The organism is Paenibacillus sp. OAS669 (genome assembly GCF_014873645.1).
GTDB classification, from domain to species: domain Bacteria; phylum Bacillota; class Bacilli; order Paenibacillales; family NBRC-103111; genus Paenibacillus_S; species Paenibacillus_S vulneris.
Genome location: NZ_JADBDR010000005.1, coordinates 181,858 through 202,913, shown reverse-complemented (window position 1 = coordinate 202,913; position 21,056 = coordinate 181,858). Strand labels below are relative to the sequence as shown.

Here is a 21,056-nt window from a genome sequence, read left to right as displayed (position 1 = left end):
ACCAAATTGTCGCGGCGTAATATAATATGGTGTACCGTCACTCTACGAGCGCGTCGTATGACCACCACGGGGAAGGTTTCTAGAGCTTTCCTCTAAGTGTTTATATAGATGGGGTTTCGTGCAAAGGGATTATGTCTAAAACCTGCAGGTTTTGACGTAATCCCTTTGTTGTTGCTACAATGGCAAAAGAAGAATGTAGGGGTGGCGGAGATGGATTATAAAGCGGCATTAAAACAAATTCAACAGGGGAGGTTTGCTCCTGTTTATGTGTGCTACGGTGCTGAATCTTACCTGATTCACGCCTTGATAGAAAAGCTGACGGACAAAATGATCGATCCGGAGCAAAAGCCTTTTGCCGTAACCAAATATGACCTGTCGGAGACACCGCTCGATACCGTCATTGAGGAAGCAGAGACACTCCCTTTTATGGTGCCCCGCAAGCTTGTTGTGGCCTCTAATGCCTTGTTCCTTACTGGGGCCAAGGAAAGTGCCAAGGTGGAGCATAAGCCCGAACGTCTAACCCAATATTTGAAGACGCCGGCCGACTTCTCCGTCATTGTGCTGACGGTGGATGCGGATAAGCTCGATGAGAGAAAGAAGGTGGTCAAGAGCTTGAAGGAGGCGGATTGCCTCGTTTCCTGCGCTTCATTATCGGCGGACGACCTGTCCCATTGGGTGAAGCAGGAGGCTGAGAAGGCAGGCTTCTCGTTCGCGCCGGGTGTCATCGAGCAGTTCATTATGTATACGGGGACAAGCCTTCAGGCTTTATCGAGCGAGCTGGAAAAATGCGCGCTCTTCGTCGGGCGCGGAGGGGTTTTGACGGAGGATGCATTGGAGCAGCTGGTCACGCGTACGATAGAGCAAAATATTTTTATCCTGATAGAGCATATTGTACAGCTGCAATTGGAAAAAGCATTTACGATGCTTTCCGAGCTGCTGCGCAGAAAAGAAGAGCCGATCAAGATTATGGCTTTAATTGCCCGTCAGTTCCGCATCATGTTCCAGGTAAAGGACTTGCAGCAGCAAGGCTACTCCCAGCAGCAGATGGCTTCCCAGCTGGGGCTGCATCCATATGCAGTGAAAATTGCGGCAGGCCAAAGCAGCCGTTTTGAGCTGAAGCGGCTCGCGAACATTTTGGATCAATTATCCGATTTGGATTATCAGATGAAGAGCGGCAAAATCGACAAGGTACTGGGGCTTGAAATGTTTTTATTGAAGCTGATTGCTTAAAGTGTGGGACATCTGAGCTGGAGGGGGAAAGATATACTCCGATAGCTCGGATGATAATTACAACCGATGCCCTTAGAGCTTATCCATTCTACAGGAGTAAAAAAAGACCGATTCCCAATGGGAACCGGTCTTTTTAATTAAGCCTGAGCAGAAATCGCGTTCAGTTTTTTCGCTAAACGGGATTTTTTGCGGGCAGCGGCATTTTTATGGATTAAACCTTTAGTTGCTGCTTTGTCCAGTTTTTTGCTGGCAGCAATCAAGGCTGCTTTTGCAGTTTCCACATTGTTGCTGGCTGCAGCAGTTTCAAAGCTCTTAACTGCAGTGCGAAGAGCGGATTTGTGAGATGCGTTGCGAAGACGACGCTTTTCACTTACTTTTACTCTTTTAATCGCGGATTTAATGTTCGGCATTGACGTTCACCTCCTAATACGACTTGCATTCCTACATTCGATGCCTATTTGTTGACAACTCTTGATATTCTAACATGCCCCATATCAAATTGCAATAGAGTCATTTGGGCGGGTCTGACAATTTTGAATAGCGCTCATTCCTTTATCACACACTAACGATGCATGCTTATGATGAAAGGAGATATGCCCGATGGATTTAAGCGCTTATTCGGTCCGGACTGACCTGGCTCTCGAAGCGCATGATTTGGCTTCTTCAGGCGAGCAGCTCATCCCGGGAGTACATAGGTCTGTAGATAATCAGGATGGCATTCGGATCAGCACGATCGATATAACTTCGAATGAAGGCGCCCAAGCAATCGGCAAGCTTCCCGGTCATTACATCACCATCGAGGCTCCCGAGCTTCGTCAAAAAAACACCGATCTGCAGGACCGTGTTGCCATGGTGATAGCCAAGGAATTTGAGGCGTTTTTGAAAAAGCTCAACATAAGTCCGAACGCCAAGGTTCTTGTTATCGGGCTGGGCAACTGGAATGTGACGCCGGACGCGTTAGGCCCTATTGTCGTTGAAAATATAATGGTCACCCGCCATTATTTTGAGCTGATGCCTGATCAGGTAAGTCCGGGGTACCGTCCTGTCAGTGCCGTGGCACCCGGGGTGCTTGGAATTACCGGGATCGAGACAGGGGATATCGTCCAAGGGATTGTGGAGAAGTCCAAGCCGGATTTGGTCATAGCCGTCGATGCTCTTGCCTCTCTATCCCTCGAAAGAGTCAATACGACGATCCAAATAGCCGATACGGGCATCCATCCCGGGTCCGGAATCGGAAATAAACGCAAAGGATTGACACTGCAAACCCTGGGTGTACCGGTTATTGCGATCGGGGTGCCGACGGTAGTCTTTGCCTCCACCATCGTCAATAATGCGTTCGACATGATGCACAATCATTTTCGGAGACAGACCGATAATACGGGAACCATATTGGGTCTTCTGGATAAAATGCAGGAAAATGAACGTCTGGAGCTGGTTAGAGAGGTATTAAATCCGCTCGGGCATGATCTGCTGGTAACCCCGAAAGAAATCGACCAGTTCATTGAGGACATTGCCAATATTATTGCGAGCGGCTTGAATGCAGCTCTCCATGAGGCCATCGACGCCGATAATGTAGCGGCTTATACACATTAATCCTGCTTTACCATAGGGACATTCGGTCAAGCCGTTCTACGGCTTAGGGCGGGTGTCCCTATTGCTGTTGTTTTATGCTCTCTATTAAAAAGGAATCTCAAAAAAAGCCTATGACTATGAAATAGCAGTTCTATCTTCTAGCATCCTCTCATAGATTTAAATTAGAAGGCAGGACGATGGATGAAGGATGGGTGCTAGTTACTAGGCAGAGGATGCTTCGATGGCTTGCAGCGAATATGATGATAGTTTTCCAGAAAGGAAAGCTTGTAACGCTTACGAAAGACAGCTTTCCTTTGGAAAGCTTGGATTGTTAGAAAACCTTGATTTGCGAGAACTACACTGCAAACGGAGGTGGGGTATGCCTCGGAGGAGTTTACGTCCGCCTTTGAAACCCGTGAAAATACCGCTAAATATAATGACATTTCACGGGTTTCAACAGGATACCCCACCGGAGTATATGGGCAATAGTTCAAGTGCTGTGTTTTTTAACAAACTAGCTTTCCTGCGGAAAGCGCAGCAACGCTTACGAAGAGAGCTTTCCTGCGGAAAGCTCTGTAACGCTTACGAAGATAGCTTTCCTGCGGAAAGCTCTGTAACGCTTACGAAGACAGCTTTCCTGCGGAAAGCTCTGAGGAGGGAACCAAATGAAATGGACTGCAGTAACGGTAAATCTGAACAAATATCGCAAAGCAGGACAAGACCTGGGAGTATACGTTCGTATCATCAGTTTTTTAGTAGCAGGCTGCCTGTTCTTTTTCATAGCGCTAGGCTTGCTTGGATACGCTCAGGCGAGATGGAGCAATACGACGCCGTCGTCCTCCATGAAAGGATTGGCTGCGGCGGTATCGAGTCAATTTTTTATGGATATGATGGGGATGGAAATGCCGCACTTGCAAAAAAATCGGCAATCGTTCACCTTTTCCCAGGCTAACGTATCCGGGTTTCTCTTTTCTTTGGTTACGGATCTCAATATGAAGGATCCCAAGACGTTTATCGCGAGAGAGATGCCGGGGTTAACAGAGGACCGGTCGGTGGTTCTGCGCAAGAGCAGCACGACTGGCAACGATGGTCCGGAGGATTACAGCCCCAAAGGCGATGCTCTTCCAAAAATCGGCGAAGGAGCTGAAGGCTCGATAACTGCCAACCCCACAGCCCCTAAAGAAGGAGATGCTGCCGTGATCGGGCCTGCCGTTCCTGCCCCTTCGGCACAGCCTCCAAAGACAGCCGGCAAAAATGTAGCCTTCATCTATCAAACTCATAATACCGAATCCTATTTACCGGAATTGCCCGGTGTAACGGACCCGGATAAAGCATACGACTCCAAAAAGAACGTCACGCTGGTCGGCTTGCGACTGGCACAGAAGCTGGAGGAGGACGGTATTGGCGCCGTTCACTCAGATATTAACTATCCGGCAGTAGAAAAGAAATTCTATTATCCCTATTCCTATAAATACTCTTTGAAAACTTTGCAGGAAGCGACGACATCTCACCCGGATTTGAAATTTTATTTTGATATTCACCGTGATTCGCAGCGCCGCGAGAAAACGACGGTAACCCTTAACGGCAAAGATTATGCACAGCTGTACTTCATCATTGGGGGGAAAAACCCGGATTGGAAGGAAAACGAGCAATTCGCTTCTCAAATTCATTCGGCTTTGGAAGCCAAATATCCGGGAATCTCGAAAGGAATGTTCGCTAAAGCGGCGGAAGGCAATGGCGTGTACAATCAGAACTTTTCTCCTAACAGCGTGCTGATCGAAGTAGGCGGTGTGGACAATACGCTGGAAGAATGCTATCGAACGGTGGATTTACTGGCCAACGCTATTACGGAGGTTGTACTGAACGTGCAGAAGGTGGACGGCGGAGTTCAGAACGATGCCAAGGAAGCCAAGAAAAATTAATGGGTGTTTGAACCAGCGGGGGCGGATTCCATGAAAAAGTTTTATGTAAGATTGCTGATTATCGTTCTTGGTATCGGGTTTTGCATCTTTTTCGGCGTCGATATGGCTACGCGAGGGGTCGAGAGAATTCAGGGGCCGATCTCCTCGGACGCAGCCATTGTCAAGCCATGGCAGCCGGGTGGCAAAACGCAGGAGCAGAAGCCGAACACTACCGGCTCCAAGTCAGCAGACTCTTCCTCCCCCAAGGAAGAAAAGGCAAAGGAACAGGTGGAGCCTGCCGAGCCCAAAACGGAAATTTCCAAAGCAACCGGGATTAACCGGTTAGGCAACAAAATAGGCGAGCTGCTGCAAATCATTGCCTTCCACGGCATAAGGTGGTTTGTTGCGCTATTTGATACGATTACTTAATCAGGTTTACGGCAACGATCCATTGCTGTGCACCCTCACAACTGCTATAATTAGAGGTATTGTAAATTTGTAGGTTAGTGAGGGTCTCCGCAGATGGATATTCAAGCAAGACAGAAGAAGATTAGAAACTTTTCGATTATTGCCCATATCGACCACGGCAAGTCGACCTTGGCCGACCGGATTCTGGAGTATACCGGAGCGCTCTCCTCACGCGAGATGCAGGAGCAGGTTCTGGACCAGATGGATCTGGAGCGGGAACGGGGCATTACGATTAAGCTGCAGGCCGTACGTTTAAACTATCGTGCGGATGACGGGGAAGAATATATTTTAAATTTGATCGATACGCCGGGACACGTCGATTTTACGTATGAGGTATCGCGAAGCTTGGCCGCCTGTGAAGGCGCTTTGCTCGTGGTGGACGCAGCCCAAGGCATAGAGGCACAAACGTTGGCTAACGTGTATCTGGCTCTGGATAACAACCTGGAGATCCTGCCGGTGATTAACAAGATTGATCTGCCGAGTGCAGATCCGGAGCGGGTCAAGCAAGAAGTTGAGGATGTTATCGGATTGGATGCAAGCGAAGCGGTTCTAGCGTCAGCGAAAGCAGGAATCGGGATTAAGGAAATATTGGAGCAGGTCGTTCAGAAGGTTCCTGCCCCTTCAGGAAATCCGGACGAACCTTTGAAGGCGCTGATTTTCGACTCGCACTATGACCCGTACAAAGGGGTTATCGTTTACGTTCGTGTCATTGACGGCTCGATCCGTGCCGGCTCCAAGATCAAGTTCATGGCGACCGAGAAAGTATTCGAGGTGATTGAGGTCGGCGCATTCAAGCCGCGCATGACGATCGTCGACTCCCTGGATATCGGCGATGTAGGGTTCATTGTAGCCGGAATTAAAAACGTCGGTGACACCCGGGTCGGGGATACGGTGACGGATGCCAAGAATCCGGCTCCGGAGGCACTGCCGGGGTACCGCAAAATCAACCCGATGGTATTCTGCGGATTATATCCGATTGAAACCAGCGATTATAACGATTTGCGCGAAGCGCTGGAGAAGCTTCAGCTGAATGACGCTTCGCTGAGCTTTGAACCGGAAACGTCGACCGCTCTTGGCTTCGGCTTCCGCTGCGGCTTCCTGGGGCTTCTGCACATGGACGTTATCCAGGAAAGGATTGAGCGGGAATTCAATATCCCGTTGATTACGACCGCACCGAGCGTTGTGTTCAAGGTGACTTTGACCAACGGCGACGTTCTGAGCATCGAGAACCCTTCCTTATTCCCGGAAGTGGGCAAGATCGATTTTGTGGAAGAGCCTTACGTCAAAGCGGCCATCATTGTTCCTAACGATTACGTAGGAGCGATTATGGAGCTGTGCCAAAACAAGCGCGGCGAGTTTGTCAATATGGAGTATCTCGATACAACGAGGGTTACGCTGACGTACCAGATTCCGCTGGCCGAAATCGTGTACGATTTCTTCGACCAATTGAAATCGAGCACCAAAGGTTACGCCTCCTTCGATTATGAGCTATCCGGCTACAGAAGATCTAATCTGGTGAAGATGGATATTCTGCTGAACGGGGAACAGGTGGATGCCTTGTCGTTTATCGTTCACCGCGACCGCGCCTATAACCGGGGACGCATCATTTGTGAGAAGCTCAAGGAGCTGATTCCTCGCCAAATGTTCGAAGTGCCTATCCAGGCCGCAATCGGACAAAAAATTATTTCCCGGGAAACCGTCAAGGCCATGCGCAAAAACGTATTGGCCAAGTGTTACGGCGGTGATATATCGCGTAAACGGAAGCTTTTGGAAAAGCAAAAGGAAGGTAAAAAGCGGATGAAGCAGGTCGGAAGCGTTGAGGTTCCGCAGGAAGCGTTCATGGCCGTTTTGAGAATAGACGAGTAGTAGGTACAGGCAGGTGCGCCAAGCAAGCGCATCTGCTTTTCACATTAGAAGGGAGGGAGACGCGAAATGATGTACCAGCGTCAGGAAACGCCGCAGGCTGTATATATTCACATCCCGTTTTGCACGAATAAATGCCATTACTGCGATTTTAACTCGTTCGTATTGAAGGGCCAGCCGGTGATGGATTATTTGGATGCGCTGGAGAGGGAGATGGAGCAGACCGTAGCTGCAGTACCGCCCGGCGAAATTGAGACGATCTTTGTTGGGGGCGGAACTCCGACCGTATTGCTGCCAGATCAAATGGAGAGCTTTTTGCGAAGAGTCCGAACGTATTTCCCTAACCGGTCCCCGCACATCGAATTTTCAATGGAGGCGAACCCGGGAACAACGGACTTGGAGAAGCTTCAGGCCATGAAGGAAGGCGGCGTCAATCGGATCAGCTTCGGCGTGCAGTCGTTTGATAACGGGCTGCTGGAAGGGATCGGACGCATTCATAATACCGACGATGTGCACCGCAGTCTGGAAAATGCCCGCAAGGTCGGCTTCACCAACATGTCCATCGATTTGATGTTCGGACTTCCGAAGCAGACAGTTGGCATTTTGAACGATACTATAGACAAGGCTCTGGCGTTGAATTTGCCTCATTACTCCATTTACAGCCTGAAGGTGGAGGAGAATACGCTGTTCCATACGCTCTACCAGAAAAATCAGCTTCCTTTGCCAGAGGAGGATGAAGAGCTGAGTATGTTCCTGCTTATTATGGATCGTTTGAAGAATGCGGGATATTCGCAGTATGAGATCAGCAATTTTGCCAAGCCCGGCTTTGAGAGTCGCCACAACAGCATGTACTGGCTGAACCGCAGCTACTACGGCATCGGTGCCGGCGCTCACGGCTATACGTACGGCAACCGCCACATCAATATTAAAGGGGTACAGCCTTATATCGATGCAACGCGTGAAGGACTGCCAATCCTTGAAAGGTATGAGATCAGCGAGCAGGATGCCATGGAGGATTTCATGATGGTCGGTCTGCGTCTGCTTCGCGGCGTTAACCGGGCGGACTTTCAGCGGCAATTCGGGCGGGAGCTGGAATCGGTCTTCGGGACCGAGTTGAACAGGCTTATCGGGCAGAACCTGCTGGAATTGACGGAGAGCGGATACCGTTTGTCGCCGCAAGGGATATTGCTCGGAAATGAAGTATTCGGGGCGTTTTTAAGCGAATAGCAGGGGGGACAACCCCTCGTCATTAGGAGTATATCCCGGCGGAGGAACCGTAAAGAGGGACTGAGCTTTGCTCGGTCGGTCCTTTCCTGAAATTTTCAGGAGTGAGCATTTTTCTTATTGAATTCTTTATACGTCTTGTTGTATATTTATTCATATCTTATTTTTTCTATGAATGGTGGGTTTTCTATGGCAGTCACATGCAGAAAAGCAACAGAAGACGATATTGAAACGTTATATGAAATTATACAAGGATATGCAGAGCAAGGGATTATGCTGCCAAGATCGAGAGAAACCTTGATCGAGCAGCTGGATACCTTTGTTGTGGCTGTTATAGAAGACCGTTTGGTCGGCTGCGGTTCCTTAACGCGGTTAGGACAGGATCTGGTTGAGATTCGCTCGCTGGGCGTGACGGGAGGATACAAGGGACAAGGAATCGGAAGCTCCCTGGTCGACACTCTGATCGAAGAAGCAAGACGCCAGGAAATCCCTAAGGTGATGGCATTGACCTACGAAGTATCCTTCTTTGAGAAAAACGGCTTTACGGTCGTACAGAAGGAGATTTTTCCCGAGAAGGTATGGCGCGACTGCATTCACTGCAAAAAGCAGCATTGCTGCGATGAAATAGCCGTTTTGAAGCGGCTGGATTGACTTGACACAGACCTTCGGGTCTGTTATTTTTGTATTATGATTTAGCACTCAACAGTTCGGAGTGCTAACGGCGAAATAATCATGTAAATCCTGGTAATCATTTGGGAGGGTTGAATATGTTGACCGAACGCCAGCGGCAAATTTTAAGTGCTATCGTAGATGATTATATTCGTTCAGCAGAGCCGGTAGGCTCCCGCAGTATTTCCAAGCGCGGAAATGTGGGATTCAGCCCTGCCACCATTCGCAATGAAATGTCCGATTTGGAGGAAATGGGCTATTTGGAGCAGCCGCATACATCTGCAGGACGAATACCGTCCCACAAAGGCTACCGTTATTACGTTGACCATCTGGTCACCTTCGGCAGCCTTGCGCAGCATGAGGTGGAGGCGCTCAAATCGTTCTTTTCAGAAAAGATGCAAGAGATGGAGCAAGTCATCCAGCATGTGGCGATGATGTTGTCCAATCTTACTAATTATACATCGATTGTTATGGGTCCGGAAATGTTCAGCACTACGCTGCGCCATCTGCAGATCGTTCCGTTGAACGACCGTACGGCTGTCGCTATTATTGTTACGAATACGGGACATGTCGAGAACAAGACGGTGACGATTCCGGAAGGAATATCGGTTTCGGAGATTGAGAAATTCGTCAATCTGCTTAATATCAGGATGCAAAACGTACCGCTGCTGCATTTCAAATCCAAGCTGTTCAGCGAGATTGGAGAAGAAATGCGCAGCTACGTGACAGGCTATGAAGAGCTGATAGCGATGCTGAACAATGTCGTCGAGCACGACGATGAGAACCGTATCGTGCTGGGCGGCACAACCAATATGCTGACCCAGCCTGAATTCCAGAATATGGAGAAGGTCAAGAGCATTCTCGATCTGCTGGCGGAGACACCTGTACTTGCTAAGCTCATTACAGGGACGCCTACAGGTATACAAGTCAGAATCGGCAGCGAAAACTCGTTCGAGGCTATCAACGATTGCTCCTTGATAACCGCATCCTATTCGTTTGAAGGCAAGCACCTCGGCACCGTAGGGATTCTCGGACCTACCCGGATGGATTACGGCAAAGTGATCAATTTGCTCGATCACTTGTCCAAAGATATGACCTTGATGCTGGAGCGATGGTATAAATGAGTCAGATGAAACCTGTCACGCACGAAAGCGATGATACGTATGCTACGCTGTTGAATAACGCGGGGGCCATCCGCGCAATTTGTTCGGCTGTCGAAGGTACGCTCGGGCCCAAAGGACTTGATACGATGCTGGTCGGCGGACAGGGCGAGGTCATTATTACGAATGACGGCGTGACCATACTGGAGAAGATGGACGTTACGCACCCGGCGGCGCGCCTCCTGATTCAGGTCGCACGCTCGCAGCAGCAGCAGGTCGGCGATGGAACGACGACAGCTACGGTTCTGGCCGGAGCGCTGGTAGCCGAGGGAGTCAATCAGGTGACGCGCGGGGTGCCTGTAGCCAAAGTCGTTAAAGGGATTCAGCAGGGGGTCGCTGCAGCGCTGGAATCCCTTGCCAAGCGGAGCAGGCGGATCGAGGGCTTAAAGGATCCGCTGTTGTATCGCATAGGCTATATTGCCGGCCGCGAGCATTCCGACCTGGCAGAGCTGGTCCTGGAGGGAGTCCGACGGCTCGGGGTTCATAAGCTGCAGGAGGAAAACTTCCGTTATGCGGATGTCGTGATTTCTCACAGCCGGGCGGTTAGCGAAGTGTGGCCCGGCCTCCTGATTCAGAAGAAGCCGATCAATTCCCAGCTCGAATTCCCGCCGGACGCCGCTTCGGTTCTGGTGTTTCAGGACGCATTCGAGCCGGAAACGATCGATGAGGAAGCGCTGATGACCGAAGCGGGCTTCCAGAAGCAAATGCAGCTGAAGGAGCAGTTCCGCAAATCGCTCGAGAAGCTCGTAGAGCTGCAGGTTGGACTTATTGTTGCCGATCGGGGTGTGAACGCCGAGGCGGAGCAGTTCTGTACGGACCATGGCATTATGGTCGTACAGCGCGTGCCGAGATCGGACTTGAGACTGATCTGCGAATATACGGGGGCCCGCCCGATTCGGCGCAGCGGGCTGCGCAAGCCGTCCTCCGAGCTGGCAGGCTATCTCGGCTTCGCGGGCCGTGTCTCGTACGATGAGCGGCTTGAATGCGTCCGGATGGCCGAGGGCAAAGGCAGGACGCAGGTGACGATCGTCGTCGGCGCCAGCACAAGCGAAGTGGTAGGCGAACGCCTGCGCATCGCCAAGGACGCCGCTTCGGCGGTACAGGCCGCACTGCGCGGCGGCTGTCTGCCTGGCGGGGGCGCAGCCGAAATGGCCGCGGCCTATGAGCTGGATCGCTTGAGAGAGACGATCCAGGGCATGGAAGGCTTCGGCGTAGCCGCCGTAGCTCAAGCGCTTCGCAAGCCGCTGGCCCAGATCGTTGTCAACGCGGGATATAACCCGCTGGAGAAGGTCGAAGAGGTCAAGGCGGCGCAGATTAACGCGGGCTCCGATGCACTCGGCGTCGATTGCGATACCGGATTGGTTATCGACATGCTGGAGCACGGCATCGTCGATCCCGCTCATGTGAAGCTGCATGCTCTGCAGGCAGCGGGAGAGGTGGCCGCGGCAGTGCTTCGCATTCATACGGTTATCAAGATGAAGCAGGCCCGCGCTGAAGAATAGCTTTTATCCGGTCACCCGCAGCTCCATCATCTATGATTGCTTACATCAGGGATGGCTTGGTTAAAATAAATAAATAGAACCTTATCGGATTCAGATTAAGGAGGTGACAGAGATTGAGTACTGAACACAAAAACCAATTCGAAGAACAAGCGGACAACGGGCAAGAGGTTGACGCTACATATAACGAAAATGCCGGAACTGAAGCAGAACAAGCAGAAGCAGCAAGCGAGCCATCGAACGAGCTGGAGCAGCTTCGCCAGCAGGCAGAAGAGAATTACCAGCGTCTCCTTCGTGCGCAAGCGGATTTTGATAACTTCAGAAGACGCACGCGTCAGGAGAAAGAGGAGTTCGCCAAGTATGCTTCCATGAAGCTGGTTGAGCAGCTTCTTCCGGTAGTAGATAACTTCGATAGAGCTTTGGCTGTTGGCAGAGACAGTAAAGATTACGATGCGCTGCTGAAGGGCGTCGATATGATTTTCCGCCAATTGGATCAAGTTCTAGCAAACGAAGGCTTGAAAGCTATGGATGCCGTAGGACAACCGTTTAATCCCGAGTTCCACCAAGCGATTATGCAGGTGGAATCCGATGAGCACGAGGAAGGCATCGTAGTGGAGGAAGTACAAAAAGGCTACATGCTGAAGGATAAAGTACTGCGTCCTGCCATGGTGAAAGTAAGCTCCTAGACCCAGTTTAAGTAAGAGGACCTATGGCTTAACGCGAACCCCATTCCTTTATTGCCTAAGGAAACGCATTTTTCACCGTCATCTATCATGACATCAATGCTTCATCAGCGCATCATGCGACCGTTTGTAAATTAAAGGAGGTTTAATCCAACATGAGTAAAGTTATCGGTATTGACTTAGGAACAACAAACTCTTGCGTGGCCGTAATGGAAGGCGGAGAAGCTGTTGTTATTCCCAATGCGGAAGGCAACCGTACAACTCCATCCGTAGTCGGCTTCAAAAAAGACGGAGAGCGTATCGTTGGGGAGACGGCAAAGCGTCAAGCCATCACGAATCCGGACCGTACGGTCATTTCGATTAAACGTCATATGGGTACAAACCATAAAGAAGTGATTGACGGTAAAGAATATACACCTCAAGAAATTTCCGCAATGATTTTGCAAAAGCTGAAAGCTGATGCAGAAGCATACCTTGGAACTACGGTAACCCAAGCGGTTATTACCGTTCCGGCTTATTTCAACGACAGCCAGCGTCAAGCAACGAAGGATGCCGGCAAAATTGCAGGTCTTGAAGTTCTTCGTATCGTCAACGAGCCTACTGCGGCTGCATTGGCATACGGTATGGAGAAATCCGAAGACCAAACGATCCTCGTATACGACTTGGGCGGCGGTACGTTCGACGTTTCTATTCTTGAGCTGGGCGACGGCTTCTTCGAAGTTAAAGCAACCAGCGGTGACAACCGTCTGGGCGGTGACGACTTCGACCAAGTCATCATCGATTATTTGGTAGCCGAGTTCAAAAAAGAGCAAGGAATCGACCTGAGCAAAGATAAAGCGGCAGTTCAACGTTTGAAGGACGCTGCGGAAAAAGCGAAGAAAGAGCTTTCCGGCGTGTTGACGACGACGATTTCCCTGCCGTTCATCACGGTAGTGGATGGAGTTCCTCAGCACTTGGAGATCAACCTGACTCGTGCCAAATTCGAAGAGATCTCCGCTTCCCTAGTTGAAAGAACTATGGGGCCTACTCGCCAAGCGCTAAGCGATGCTGGCTTGTCTGCAAGCCAAATCGACAAAGTGGTACTTGTCGGCGGATCTACTCGTATTCCTGCCGTTCAAGAAGCTGTAAAACGTTTGATCGGCAAAGAGCCGCATAAAGGTGTTAACCCTGACGAAGTCGTTGCATTGGGCGCTGCCGTTCAAGCAGGCGTATTGACAGGCGACGTAAAAGACGTTGTTCTTCTGGACGTAACTCCATTGTCTTTGGGTATCGAAACTGCAGGCGGCGTATTTACGAAAATGATCGAGCGCAATACGACGATCCCTACAACCAAATCGCAGGTGTTCACCACATATGCTGACAATCAGCCTAGCGTTGAAATTCACGTGCTCCAAGGGGAGCGCTCCATGGCTAGCGACAACAAGACATTGGGCCGCTTCATTCTGGGCGATATTCCTCCGGCTCCGCGCGGAATCCCGCAAATCGAAGTTACCTTCGATATCGACGCCAACGGTATCGTTAACGTAAACGCTACGGATAAAGGAACAGGCAAGAGCCAAAAAATTACCATCACCTCCTCCAGCGGCTTGTCGGATGAAGAAATCGACCGCATGATGAAGGATGCGGAAGCTCATGCTGATGAGGACCGCAAACGGAAAGAGTTGGTAGAGGCTCGCAACAATGCCGATCAGCTGGTATACTCTGTAGATAAAACGATTAAAGATCTTGGCGACAAAGTAGACCAAGGTGAAATCGATAAAGCGAATGCCGCAAAAGAAAAAGTGAAAAAAGCTCTGGAAGGCGATAACCTGGACGAAATCAAAGCGGCAACGGATGAGCTGACTGAAGTTGTTCAACAGCTTTCCGTCAAGCTGTATGAGCAAGCTCAGCAAGCGCAAGCAGGCAATGCGGGTGCAGCCGGAGCAGAAGGCGCGCCTAAAAAAGAGAATGTCGTAGACGCGGATTTTGAAGTCGTAGACGACAAGAAGCAAGGCTAATTCACGGTAGTTCAACCCTATAGCGTATGGAAAGGTCAAAGCTGCCTGTCGGCTTTGACTTTCCGTATGTTGATTAGGAATTTCGGCTATCGGCGATAACGTCATGCTTGGAATACAGACTGCAGCACACACGTTCAGGTCGTTCATCCTGCCTGGTTAGCAATTATCACCATATAGGAAATGCTGTTTCACTACGATGATTTGCCCGGTGAAAGGATTTCCTATTGGCGATAAAAACCGCGATGAACGAGTCGCGCATCTATGAAAGAACGTCGTTAGACGTTTTCTCATGGCTTTAAGAATGGGAGTGGAACAATGAGCAAACGCGATTATTACGAGGTACTTGGGGTAAGCAAGAATGCTTCGCAAGACGAGATCAAGAAGGCTTATCGCCAAATGGCCCGAAAATTCCATCCGGACGTTAATAAAGCTCCAGACGCCGAACAAAAGTTCAAGGAAGCGAAGGAAGCCTATGACGTTCTGAGCGATGATCAAAAGAAAGCGCAGTACGACCGTTTCGGCCATGTAGACCCGAACCAGGGCATGGGCGGCGGTGCAGGCGCGGATTTTGGCGGCTTTGGCGATCTGTTCGATATGTTCTTTGGCGGGGGCGGGCAGCGTCGTAACCCGAACGCTCCTCAGCGGGGGAACGACTTGCAGTACACGCTGACCATCGAATTTAAAGAGGCCGTATTCGGTAAAGAAACCGATATTCATATTCCTCGCACGGAAACCTGCGATACTTGCCACGGCAACGGTGCGAAGCCTGGAACCAAGCCGGAGACATGTACGGTTTGTAAAGGTACAGGTCAACAGGAAGTGGTTCAGAACACGGCATTTGGCCGGATCGTCAACCGCCGTGTATGTTCGGCCTGCGGCGGTCAAGGCGTAACGATCAAGGAAAAATGCGGTACCTGCCACGGCTCCGGAAAGGTGAAGAAGCAGCGCACGATTCACCTGAATATTCCTGCGGGTGTGGACGATGGAGCACAGCTTCGTGTTTCCGGCGAAGGGGAAGCAGGGACTCGCGGAGGTCCTCCGGGAGACTTGTATGTGGTTATTCGCGTAAAGCCGCATGATTTCTTCGAACGCGAGGGTGACGATATTTATTGCGAAATTCCGCTGACGTTCGCACAAGCGGCATTGGGTGATGAGATTGAAATTCCTACGCTGACGGAAAAGGTGAAGCTGAAAATCCCGGCCGGAACGCAGACCGATACGTATTTCCGTCTGAAGGGGAAAGGCGTGCCCCGCTTAAGAGGCTACGGGCAAGGGGACCAGCATGTGAAGGTCGTCGTCGTAACGCCTACCCATCTGAACGACGAACAAAAAGAGCTGCTTCGCGAGTTTTCGCGGCTCAACGGAGAAAATACTCACGAGCAGCAGCAGTCCATTTTTGAACGCATGAAAAAAGCGTTTTTAGGCGAATAAGCTGAACACACTGACAGGGGCACCTGTCAGTGTGTTTTTTATTATTTTCAGATCTCTCCGTAAAATACCTGAATCGGCTCCGCAGCCATGACCCAGCTTATTTGGGACTTCTTATGCATAGAAACCATGTTTTTGCGGACAATAGAAGGAGTCTTAATCCACATTCGCATTCACTTACTCGGAAGGAGAGATGCATGATGCCTGGAAAGAAGCAGCCGCTTCAATCTAACAAGAAGCTTCCCGTTGCCAAAAACGAAGATGTTGAATACAATGCCGAATTTGCTGACGAAGAGGATCTGGAGGCTCGTGAACGCGCAGAGCAGGCGGATGCACGTCAGCAGTCCTAGGCAAGCCGACAGGAGGCAAGCTGATTATGGCTGAGAAGAGTATTATGGCTTTCTTTCAATCCCCCGATCAAGCGGAACGTATCGTTCCGAAGCTAAAGGCTCTTAGGGTCGTCGACGTTTCCGTGGATGCAATTCATCATAACGCTGCCGCAGGTGTCAGCGAATCGATGAATCCGGCGACAGGAACGTTTCCCGGGCTTTCCTTTTTAACCTATGGAAACGAAGGTCAAGGGATAGACGAACGCATTCTTACTGCGGCTAGCGTCGATGCCAGCGGAATGAGCGCGCCTATGGAAGAAGTGTTCGGCGGGGGCTTTAACGGAACTGACAGAATGGATGCCGTACTAACGGTTGTTGTGAACGAACCTTATTATGAGCAAGCCCTTCGCGTCATTACCGAGGCCGGGGGGAAATTATAAGACCAATCAAAGCTTCCTTAATGGGGAAGCTTTTTTGTTTGCCGGAATTATTGTATACTGGGAATCATGTGCATTGCCATAGTTGAACGTTTAGGGAGGATTTTAGACATGCGTTGGCATGAAGTTACCGTACATACGACAGAAGAAGCAATTGAGATGATTACGAATTTTATCCATGAGCTCGGAGCGGGCGGAGTATCGATAGAGGAATCGGGGACCTTGAACAAACAAAGAGATACTTCCCTTGGGCAATGGTATGAGCTTCCTCTTAACGATATCCCGGAAGGACGTGCCGTTATCAAGGGCTATTTTTCCGACACGACAGAGATGGATTCCATTATGGAATCACTGAAGCGGTCGGTAGAGCAGCTGGCTGATTATGATATCGATACGGGAAGCCCGACTTATGAGCTGAAAGAAGTGGACGACGAGGATTGGGCTAACGCGTGGAAGCAGTATTTCAAGCCTTTGCGCATTTCCGAACGATTGACGATCAAGCCGACCTGGGAGGACTATCAGCCAACCCCTGAGGAGCTGATTATCGAGCTTGATCCTGGCATGGCATTTGGTACGGGGACTCACGCTACTACCTCCCTCTGCCTGAGAACGCTGGAGAAGGTTATTCAAGGCGGGGAGGACGTTATCGACGTAGGAACAGGCTCCGGCGTCCTTGCTATTGCAGCATCCAAGCTGGGGGCCAAGCATGTATTAGCCGTGGACCTGGACCCGGTAGCTGTATCAAGTGCTACGGAGAACGCAAGGTTGAATGGATTGGAGTCAAACATAACCGTCAAATTGTCCGACTTGCTTGGGGTTTTGAGAGAAAGCGAAGCGGAAGGCTCGGAGGCATCTCTGGGCGTGAAAATCCCGGTTCAGGTGGTTGTCGCTAATATTTTGGCGGAGATCATCCTCCTGTTTGTGAAGGATGTCTACGATGTATTGGCCCCTGGAGGCACCTATGTGGTTTCCGGGATTATCAAGAGCAAGCAGGATGACGTAGAAAAAGGGCTGGCGGAGGCCGGATTCACGGTAACCGAATGCCATGAAGACCAAGATTGGGTCGTTATCATCGCCCGAAAGCTGTAGGTGGAGTCTATGGATTGGAATTCGTTCTTGCCTTTTCCGGTCGAGCAGCTTCCGTTTGTATTTGTTGTGCTGCTGATCGGCTTTACGGTGCATGAATTTGCACACGCATTTTTCGCTGACCGGTTCGGGGACCCGACTCCCCGTTCCATGGGTCGGCTTACGTTAAACCCGAGGGTTCATCTGGATTGGCTCGGGATGATCTTTTTTCTGATCATTGGAATCGGGTGGGCGAAGCCGGTGCTGGTGAACCGTTCCCGCTTCAAAAATCCGCGTCTCATGGGGATTATCGTATCGGCCGCCGGTCCGGTCAGCAATCTTGTTCTTGCCTTTATCAGTCTTATTATTTTTTATTTGCTGATGAAATACCAAGCGCTGGACCATGCATCGAACGGCGTCGGTATGGCGGTGAAATTGTTTTTCAATCTGATGATATTGCAAAATATTTTTCTGTTTATCCTGAATCTGCTGCCGCTGCCTCCGTTGGACGGCTACCGGATTGTCGAGGATTTGCTCCCGACCTCTATCATGATGAAGATAAAGGCCTATGAGCAATGGCTGTTTTACGCTATATTGCTGATGTTCTTCATTCCGCCGATTCGCCGCGTAACGATAGGACCGGTTTTTGCTCTGCAGTGGGATATATTGGACGCGCTGAACCGCGTAGTCTTGTTCATATTCGGGAAATAGCAACGTACAGGAAACAGCTGCCGTCATTCGGGTATTGCTGTAAACGGTGGCTTTTTCATAAAAAAAGTTGTATGATGAAATTTGATGCTCCAAGCAGTTGATATGTGAAAGAGAAAGTAGAGAAGACCATGCAACGTTACTTTATTGCACCCGAGCTTTTCCTGGAATCGTCCGTAGCCATAGTCGGAGATGATGCCCACCATTTGAGCCGCGTCATGCGTGCCAAGGCAGGCGATCAAGTCATTGTCAGCGACGGCATGAGCCGCGAGGCGCTGGTCCGCCTAAGAGAGCCGGCAAAAGACAGAGTGGAAGCAGACATTATCGAATGGCTGCCTATGACCCATGAGCCTGCGGTAGAGGTTTGGATAGCGCAAAGCTTGCCCAAGGGCGACAAGATGGAGCTCGTTATTCAAAAAGGGACCGAAATCGGCGCAGACCGGTTTGTTCCCTTCGTATCGGAGAGAACGGTCGTTCAGTTGGATGCGAAAAAAGAAGGAAAACGGATCGAACGCTGGCAAAAAATTGCCAAGGAGGCCGCCGAGCAGGCTCACCGCAACCGGGTGCCCGCTGTAGAGGCGCCTCATTCATGGAAGCAGCTGCTGCAGCTGATCCCGCAAATGGATGCGGCCTGGATCTGCTATGAGAAGGAATCGGGACTTGCATTCAAAGAACAAATCCAAGAGGCTTTGTCCAAGAGCAAAGCGTTTCGTATAGATTCATCCGATGGTGAAGGAACAGGCCATTTGGGTCAACGATTGAAGCTGATGCTTGTCATTGGCCCTGAAGGCGGCTTTACCGAGCAGGAAGTGCAAGCGTCGGAAGCGGCCGGATGCCGTTCCGTCAGCTTGGGAAGACGTATATTGCGGACGGAAACGGCAGCAATGGTTGGTCTTACGTGTATTTTGTACGAAACCGGAGAGATGGGAGGATAACGAAGATGCCTACAGTTGCGTTTCATACGTTAGGCTGTAAAGTTAATTTTTACGATACGGAAGCGATTTGGCAGCTGTTCAAGCAGGAAGGCTATGAGCAGGTCGATTTCGAGTCAACCGCGGATGTATATGTTATCAACACTTGTACCGTAACGAATACGGGCGATAAGAAGAGCAGGCAGATGATTCGTCGCGCGGTTCGCCGCAACCCGGAAGCGATCATAGCGGTTACAGGCTGCTATGCGCAGACGTCCCCGGCGGAAATTATGGCTATTCCGGGTGTCGATCTTGTTATCGGTACTCAGGATCGTGATAAAATCATTCCTTACGTGCAGCAGCTCGAGAATGAGCGCAAGCCGATTAATGCGGTTCGCAACATCATGAAAACCCGTCAGTTCGAAGAGCTGGACGTTCCCGACTTTGCAGACCGGACAAGAGCGTTTTTGAAAATCCAGGAGGGCTGCAATAACTTCTGTACGTTCTGTATTATTCCTTGGTCCCGCGGTTTGATGAGAAGCCGGGAACCGGAGAGTGTTCTGAAGCAGGCCCGGATGCTTGTGGATGCCGGTTATCAGGAAATTGTTCTGACAGGTATTCATACCGGCGGGTATGGGGAAGATATGGAGAACTACAGCTTGGCGAAGCTGCTCTGGGATCTGGATAAAGTGGACGGGCTGAAGCGTATTCGGATCAGCTCGATCGAGGCAAGCCAGATTACGGACGAGGTGCTGGAGGCTCTGCAGGGCTCGGATAAAATGTGCCGTCATCTGCATATTCCGCTCCAGGCAGGACATGACGCCGTGCTGGCCAGAATGCGCCGTAAATATACGACGGCCGAGTTCGGCAGCAAAATTGAGAAAATCCATAAAATTATGCCCGGCGTGGCTATTACGACGGATGTTATCGTCGGCTTCCCGGGGGAAACGGACGAAATGTTCCGAGAAGGATATCGTTTCATGGAGCAAATGCAGTTCTCTGAAATGCATGTGTTCCCTTACTCCAAACGCACAGGAACTCCTGCGGCGCGGATGGAGGATCAAATTGACGAGGAAATTAAAAATGCACGTGTGCACGAGCTGATCGATTTGTCCGAACGGATGCAGCTGGCCTATGCCAAGCAATTTGTCGGCCAAGTCCTTGAGGTGATTCCGGAGCGAGCTCATAAAGGGGAGGCTAACAGCGGCCTCATTATGGGATATTCCGATAACTACATTCAGCTTGTGTTTGAAGGCAGCGAAGATTGGATCGGCAGCGTATGTAAGGTGAAGGTAACGGAAGCGGGCGTAAATGAGTCCCGCGGACAGCTGCTGCGTCTTCCTGAAATGTCTCGCGCTTTGATCGTGTAGGGCAGCAATAAGCAAGGATTTCATTCCGGTTCCAGGGTGAAATCCTTGTTCTTTCTCAACTAAACGGAAAGGGTGGGCCGCATGAAAGAAATATCTGCTGGAGGGGTTGTATTCCGGAAAAACGGAAATGAAACGTATGTACAAATGATTCAGGATCGCTATGGCAAGATTACGCTTCCCAAAGGGAAAATGGAGCCTGGAGAAACCGTCGAACAAACGGCACTTAGGGAAATTTTGGAAGAAACGGGTATTGTCGGAGCGATTGTGGAGCCCATAGAGACGATCAAATATCAGTTTACGATGTCGGGTGTAGGTCTGGTCGATAAAGAGGTTCATTACTTTCTGGTCGAGGCGACCGGCGGTACGCTGCAAGCCCAGGTTGAAGAGATTCGGGGCGTCGAATGGCTGCATCCCTTGGAGGCATGGCATCAGCAGACGCATTCCGGGTACGGTAATAACGATAGCGTTTTGAAAAAGGCTTTGCATACTCTCGGGTACGAAGTGAACTAAGCCGATAAGAGGAGCCCATGGTTTTGTATGGC

Annotated in this window: 20 protein-coding genes; 19 read left to right on the top strand and 1 reads right to left on the bottom strand. The window is 50.4% G+C overall.

Annotated elements, in window-relative coordinates; translation table 11 throughout:
- The first annotated feature begins 210 nt into the window (after positions 1 to 210).
- Positions 211 to 1,230, top strand: a complete 1,020-nt coding sequence (gene holA, locus GGC63_RS13400; protein ID WP_192702750.1) for a DNA polymerase III subunit delta — start codon at positions 211 to 213, stop codon at positions 1,228 to 1,230.
- Between the two features lie 137 nt (positions 1,231 to 1,367).
- Here the strand turns inward: holA and rpsT are convergent, their stop codons facing one another.
- Positions 1,368 to 1,640, bottom strand: a complete 273-nt coding sequence (rpsT, locus tag GGC63_RS13395; RefSeq protein WP_079910579.1) for a 30S ribosomal protein S20 — start codon at positions 1,638 to 1,640, stop codon at positions 1,368 to 1,370.
- A gap of 190 nt (positions 1,641 to 1,830) precedes the next feature.
- On the opposite strand from rpsT, the gene gpr reads away from it, so the two are divergent.
- From gpr to GGC63_RS13305, 18 genes are all read left to right on the top strand, one after another.
- Complete coding sequence (gene gpr / locus GGC63_RS13390) at positions 1,831 to 2,823, top strand: GPR endopeptidase (protein WP_192702749.1); 993 nt, start codon at positions 1,831 to 1,833, stop codon at positions 2,821 to 2,823.
- A gap of 644 nt (positions 2,824 to 3,467) precedes the next feature.
- On the top strand, positions 3,468 to 4,724 hold the full coding sequence (locus tag GGC63_RS13385) for a stage II sporulation protein P (RefSeq protein WP_079910577.1): 1,257 nt from the start codon (positions 3,468 to 3,470) through the stop codon (positions 4,722 to 4,724).
- Between the two features lie 30 nt (positions 4,725 to 4,754).
- On the top strand, positions 4,755 to 5,132 hold the full coding sequence (locus tag GGC63_RS13380; protein WP_192702748.1) for a hypothetical protein: 378 nt from the start codon (positions 4,755 to 4,757) through the stop codon (positions 5,130 to 5,132).
- Between the two features lie 93 nt (positions 5,133 to 5,225).
- Positions 5,226 to 7,037 carry a translation elongation factor 4 gene (gene lepA, locus GGC63_RS13375; protein WP_192702747.1) on the top strand — a complete coding sequence of 604 codons (1,812 nt, stop codon included), beginning with the start codon at positions 5,226 to 5,228 and terminating at the stop codon, positions 7,035 to 7,037.
- Between the two features lie 69 nt (positions 7,038 to 7,106).
- Complete coding sequence (gene hemW, locus GGC63_RS13370; protein WP_192702905.1) at positions 7,107 to 8,261, top strand: radical SAM family heme chaperone HemW; 1,155 nt, start codon at positions 7,107 to 7,109, stop codon at positions 8,259 to 8,261.
- A 186-nt stretch (positions 8,262 to 8,447) separates the two neighbouring features.
- Complete coding sequence (locus GGC63_RS13365) at positions 8,448 to 8,909, top strand: N-acetyltransferase (RefSeq protein WP_079910574.1); 462 nt, start codon at positions 8,448 to 8,450, stop codon at positions 8,907 to 8,909.
- 116 nt (positions 8,910 to 9,025) lie between these two features.
- Positions 9,026 to 10,051 carry a heat-inducible transcriptional repressor HrcA gene (hrcA, locus tag GGC63_RS13360; RefSeq protein ID WP_079910573.1) on the top strand — a complete coding sequence of 342 codons (1,026 nt, stop codon included), beginning with the start codon at positions 9,026 to 9,028 and terminating at the stop codon, positions 10,049 to 10,051.
- Entirely contained in the window at positions 10,048 to 11,589 is a 1,542-nt protein-coding gene (locus tag GGC63_RS13355; RefSeq protein ID WP_192702746.1) for a TCP-1/cpn60 chaperonin family protein, read from the top strand. Before hrcA ends, GGC63_RS13355 begins: the two co-directional genes overlap by 4 nt.
- A gap of 113 nt (positions 11,590 to 11,702) precedes the next feature.
- A complete protein-coding gene (gene grpE, locus GGC63_RS13350) occupies positions 11,703 to 12,272 on the top strand; it encodes a nucleotide exchange factor GrpE (RefSeq protein WP_079910571.1) in 570 nt (189 codons plus the stop codon).
- A 152-nt stretch (positions 12,273 to 12,424) separates the two neighbouring features.
- The gene (dnaK, locus tag GGC63_RS13345; RefSeq protein WP_192702745.1) at positions 12,425 to 14,266 is read left to right on the top strand and encodes a molecular chaperone DnaK; all 1,842 of its coding nucleotides are present in this window, start codon (positions 12,425 to 12,427) and stop codon (positions 14,264 to 14,266) included.
- 315 nt (positions 14,267 to 14,581) lie between these two features.
- Positions 14,582 to 15,697 (top strand): molecular chaperone DnaJ, encoded by a 1,116-nt coding sequence (gene dnaJ, locus GGC63_RS13340; RefSeq protein ID WP_192702744.1) that lies wholly within the window; start codon positions 14,582 to 14,584, stop codon positions 15,695 to 15,697.
- A 194-nt stretch (positions 15,698 to 15,891) separates the two neighbouring features.
- Positions 15,892 to 16,044 carry a YfhD family protein gene (locus tag GGC63_RS13335; RefSeq protein ID WP_192702743.1) on the top strand — a complete coding sequence of 51 codons (153 nt, stop codon included), beginning with the start codon at positions 15,892 to 15,894 and terminating at the stop codon, positions 16,042 to 16,044.
- A 26-nt stretch (positions 16,045 to 16,070) separates the two neighbouring features.
- Positions 16,071 to 16,463 (top strand): hypothetical protein, encoded by a 393-nt coding sequence (locus tag GGC63_RS13330; protein WP_079910567.1) that lies wholly within the window; start codon positions 16,071 to 16,073, stop codon positions 16,461 to 16,463.
- 108 nt (positions 16,464 to 16,571) lie between these two features.
- Entirely contained in the window at positions 16,572 to 17,549 is a 978-nt protein-coding gene (prmA, locus tag GGC63_RS13325) for a 50S ribosomal protein L11 methyltransferase (RefSeq protein ID WP_192702742.1), read from the top strand.
- A 9-nt stretch (positions 17,550 to 17,558) separates the two neighbouring features.
- Positions 17,559 to 18,236 (top strand): site-2 protease family protein, encoded by a 678-nt coding sequence (locus GGC63_RS13320; RefSeq protein ID WP_079910565.1) that lies wholly within the window; start codon positions 17,559 to 17,561, stop codon positions 18,234 to 18,236.
- Between the two features lie 128 nt (positions 18,237 to 18,364).
- The gene (locus tag GGC63_RS13315) at positions 18,365 to 19,168 is read left to right on the top strand and encodes a 16S rRNA (uracil(1498)-N(3))-methyltransferase (RefSeq protein ID WP_192702904.1); all 804 of its coding nucleotides are present in this window, start codon (positions 18,365 to 18,367) and stop codon (positions 19,166 to 19,168) included.
- 5 nt (positions 19,169 to 19,173) lie between these two features.
- Positions 19,174 to 20,514 carry a tRNA (N(6)-L-threonylcarbamoyladenosine(37)-C(2))-methylthiotransferase MtaB gene (mtaB, locus tag GGC63_RS13310; RefSeq protein WP_192702741.1) on the top strand — a complete coding sequence of 447 codons (1,341 nt, stop codon included), beginning with the start codon at positions 19,174 to 19,176 and terminating at the stop codon, positions 20,512 to 20,514.
- Between the two features lie 81 nt (positions 20,515 to 20,595).
- Complete coding sequence (locus GGC63_RS13305) at positions 20,596 to 21,024, top strand: NUDIX hydrolase (protein ID WP_079910562.1); 429 nt, start codon at positions 20,596 to 20,598, stop codon at positions 21,022 to 21,024.
- Positions 21,025 to 21,056 lie beyond the last annotated feature (32 nt).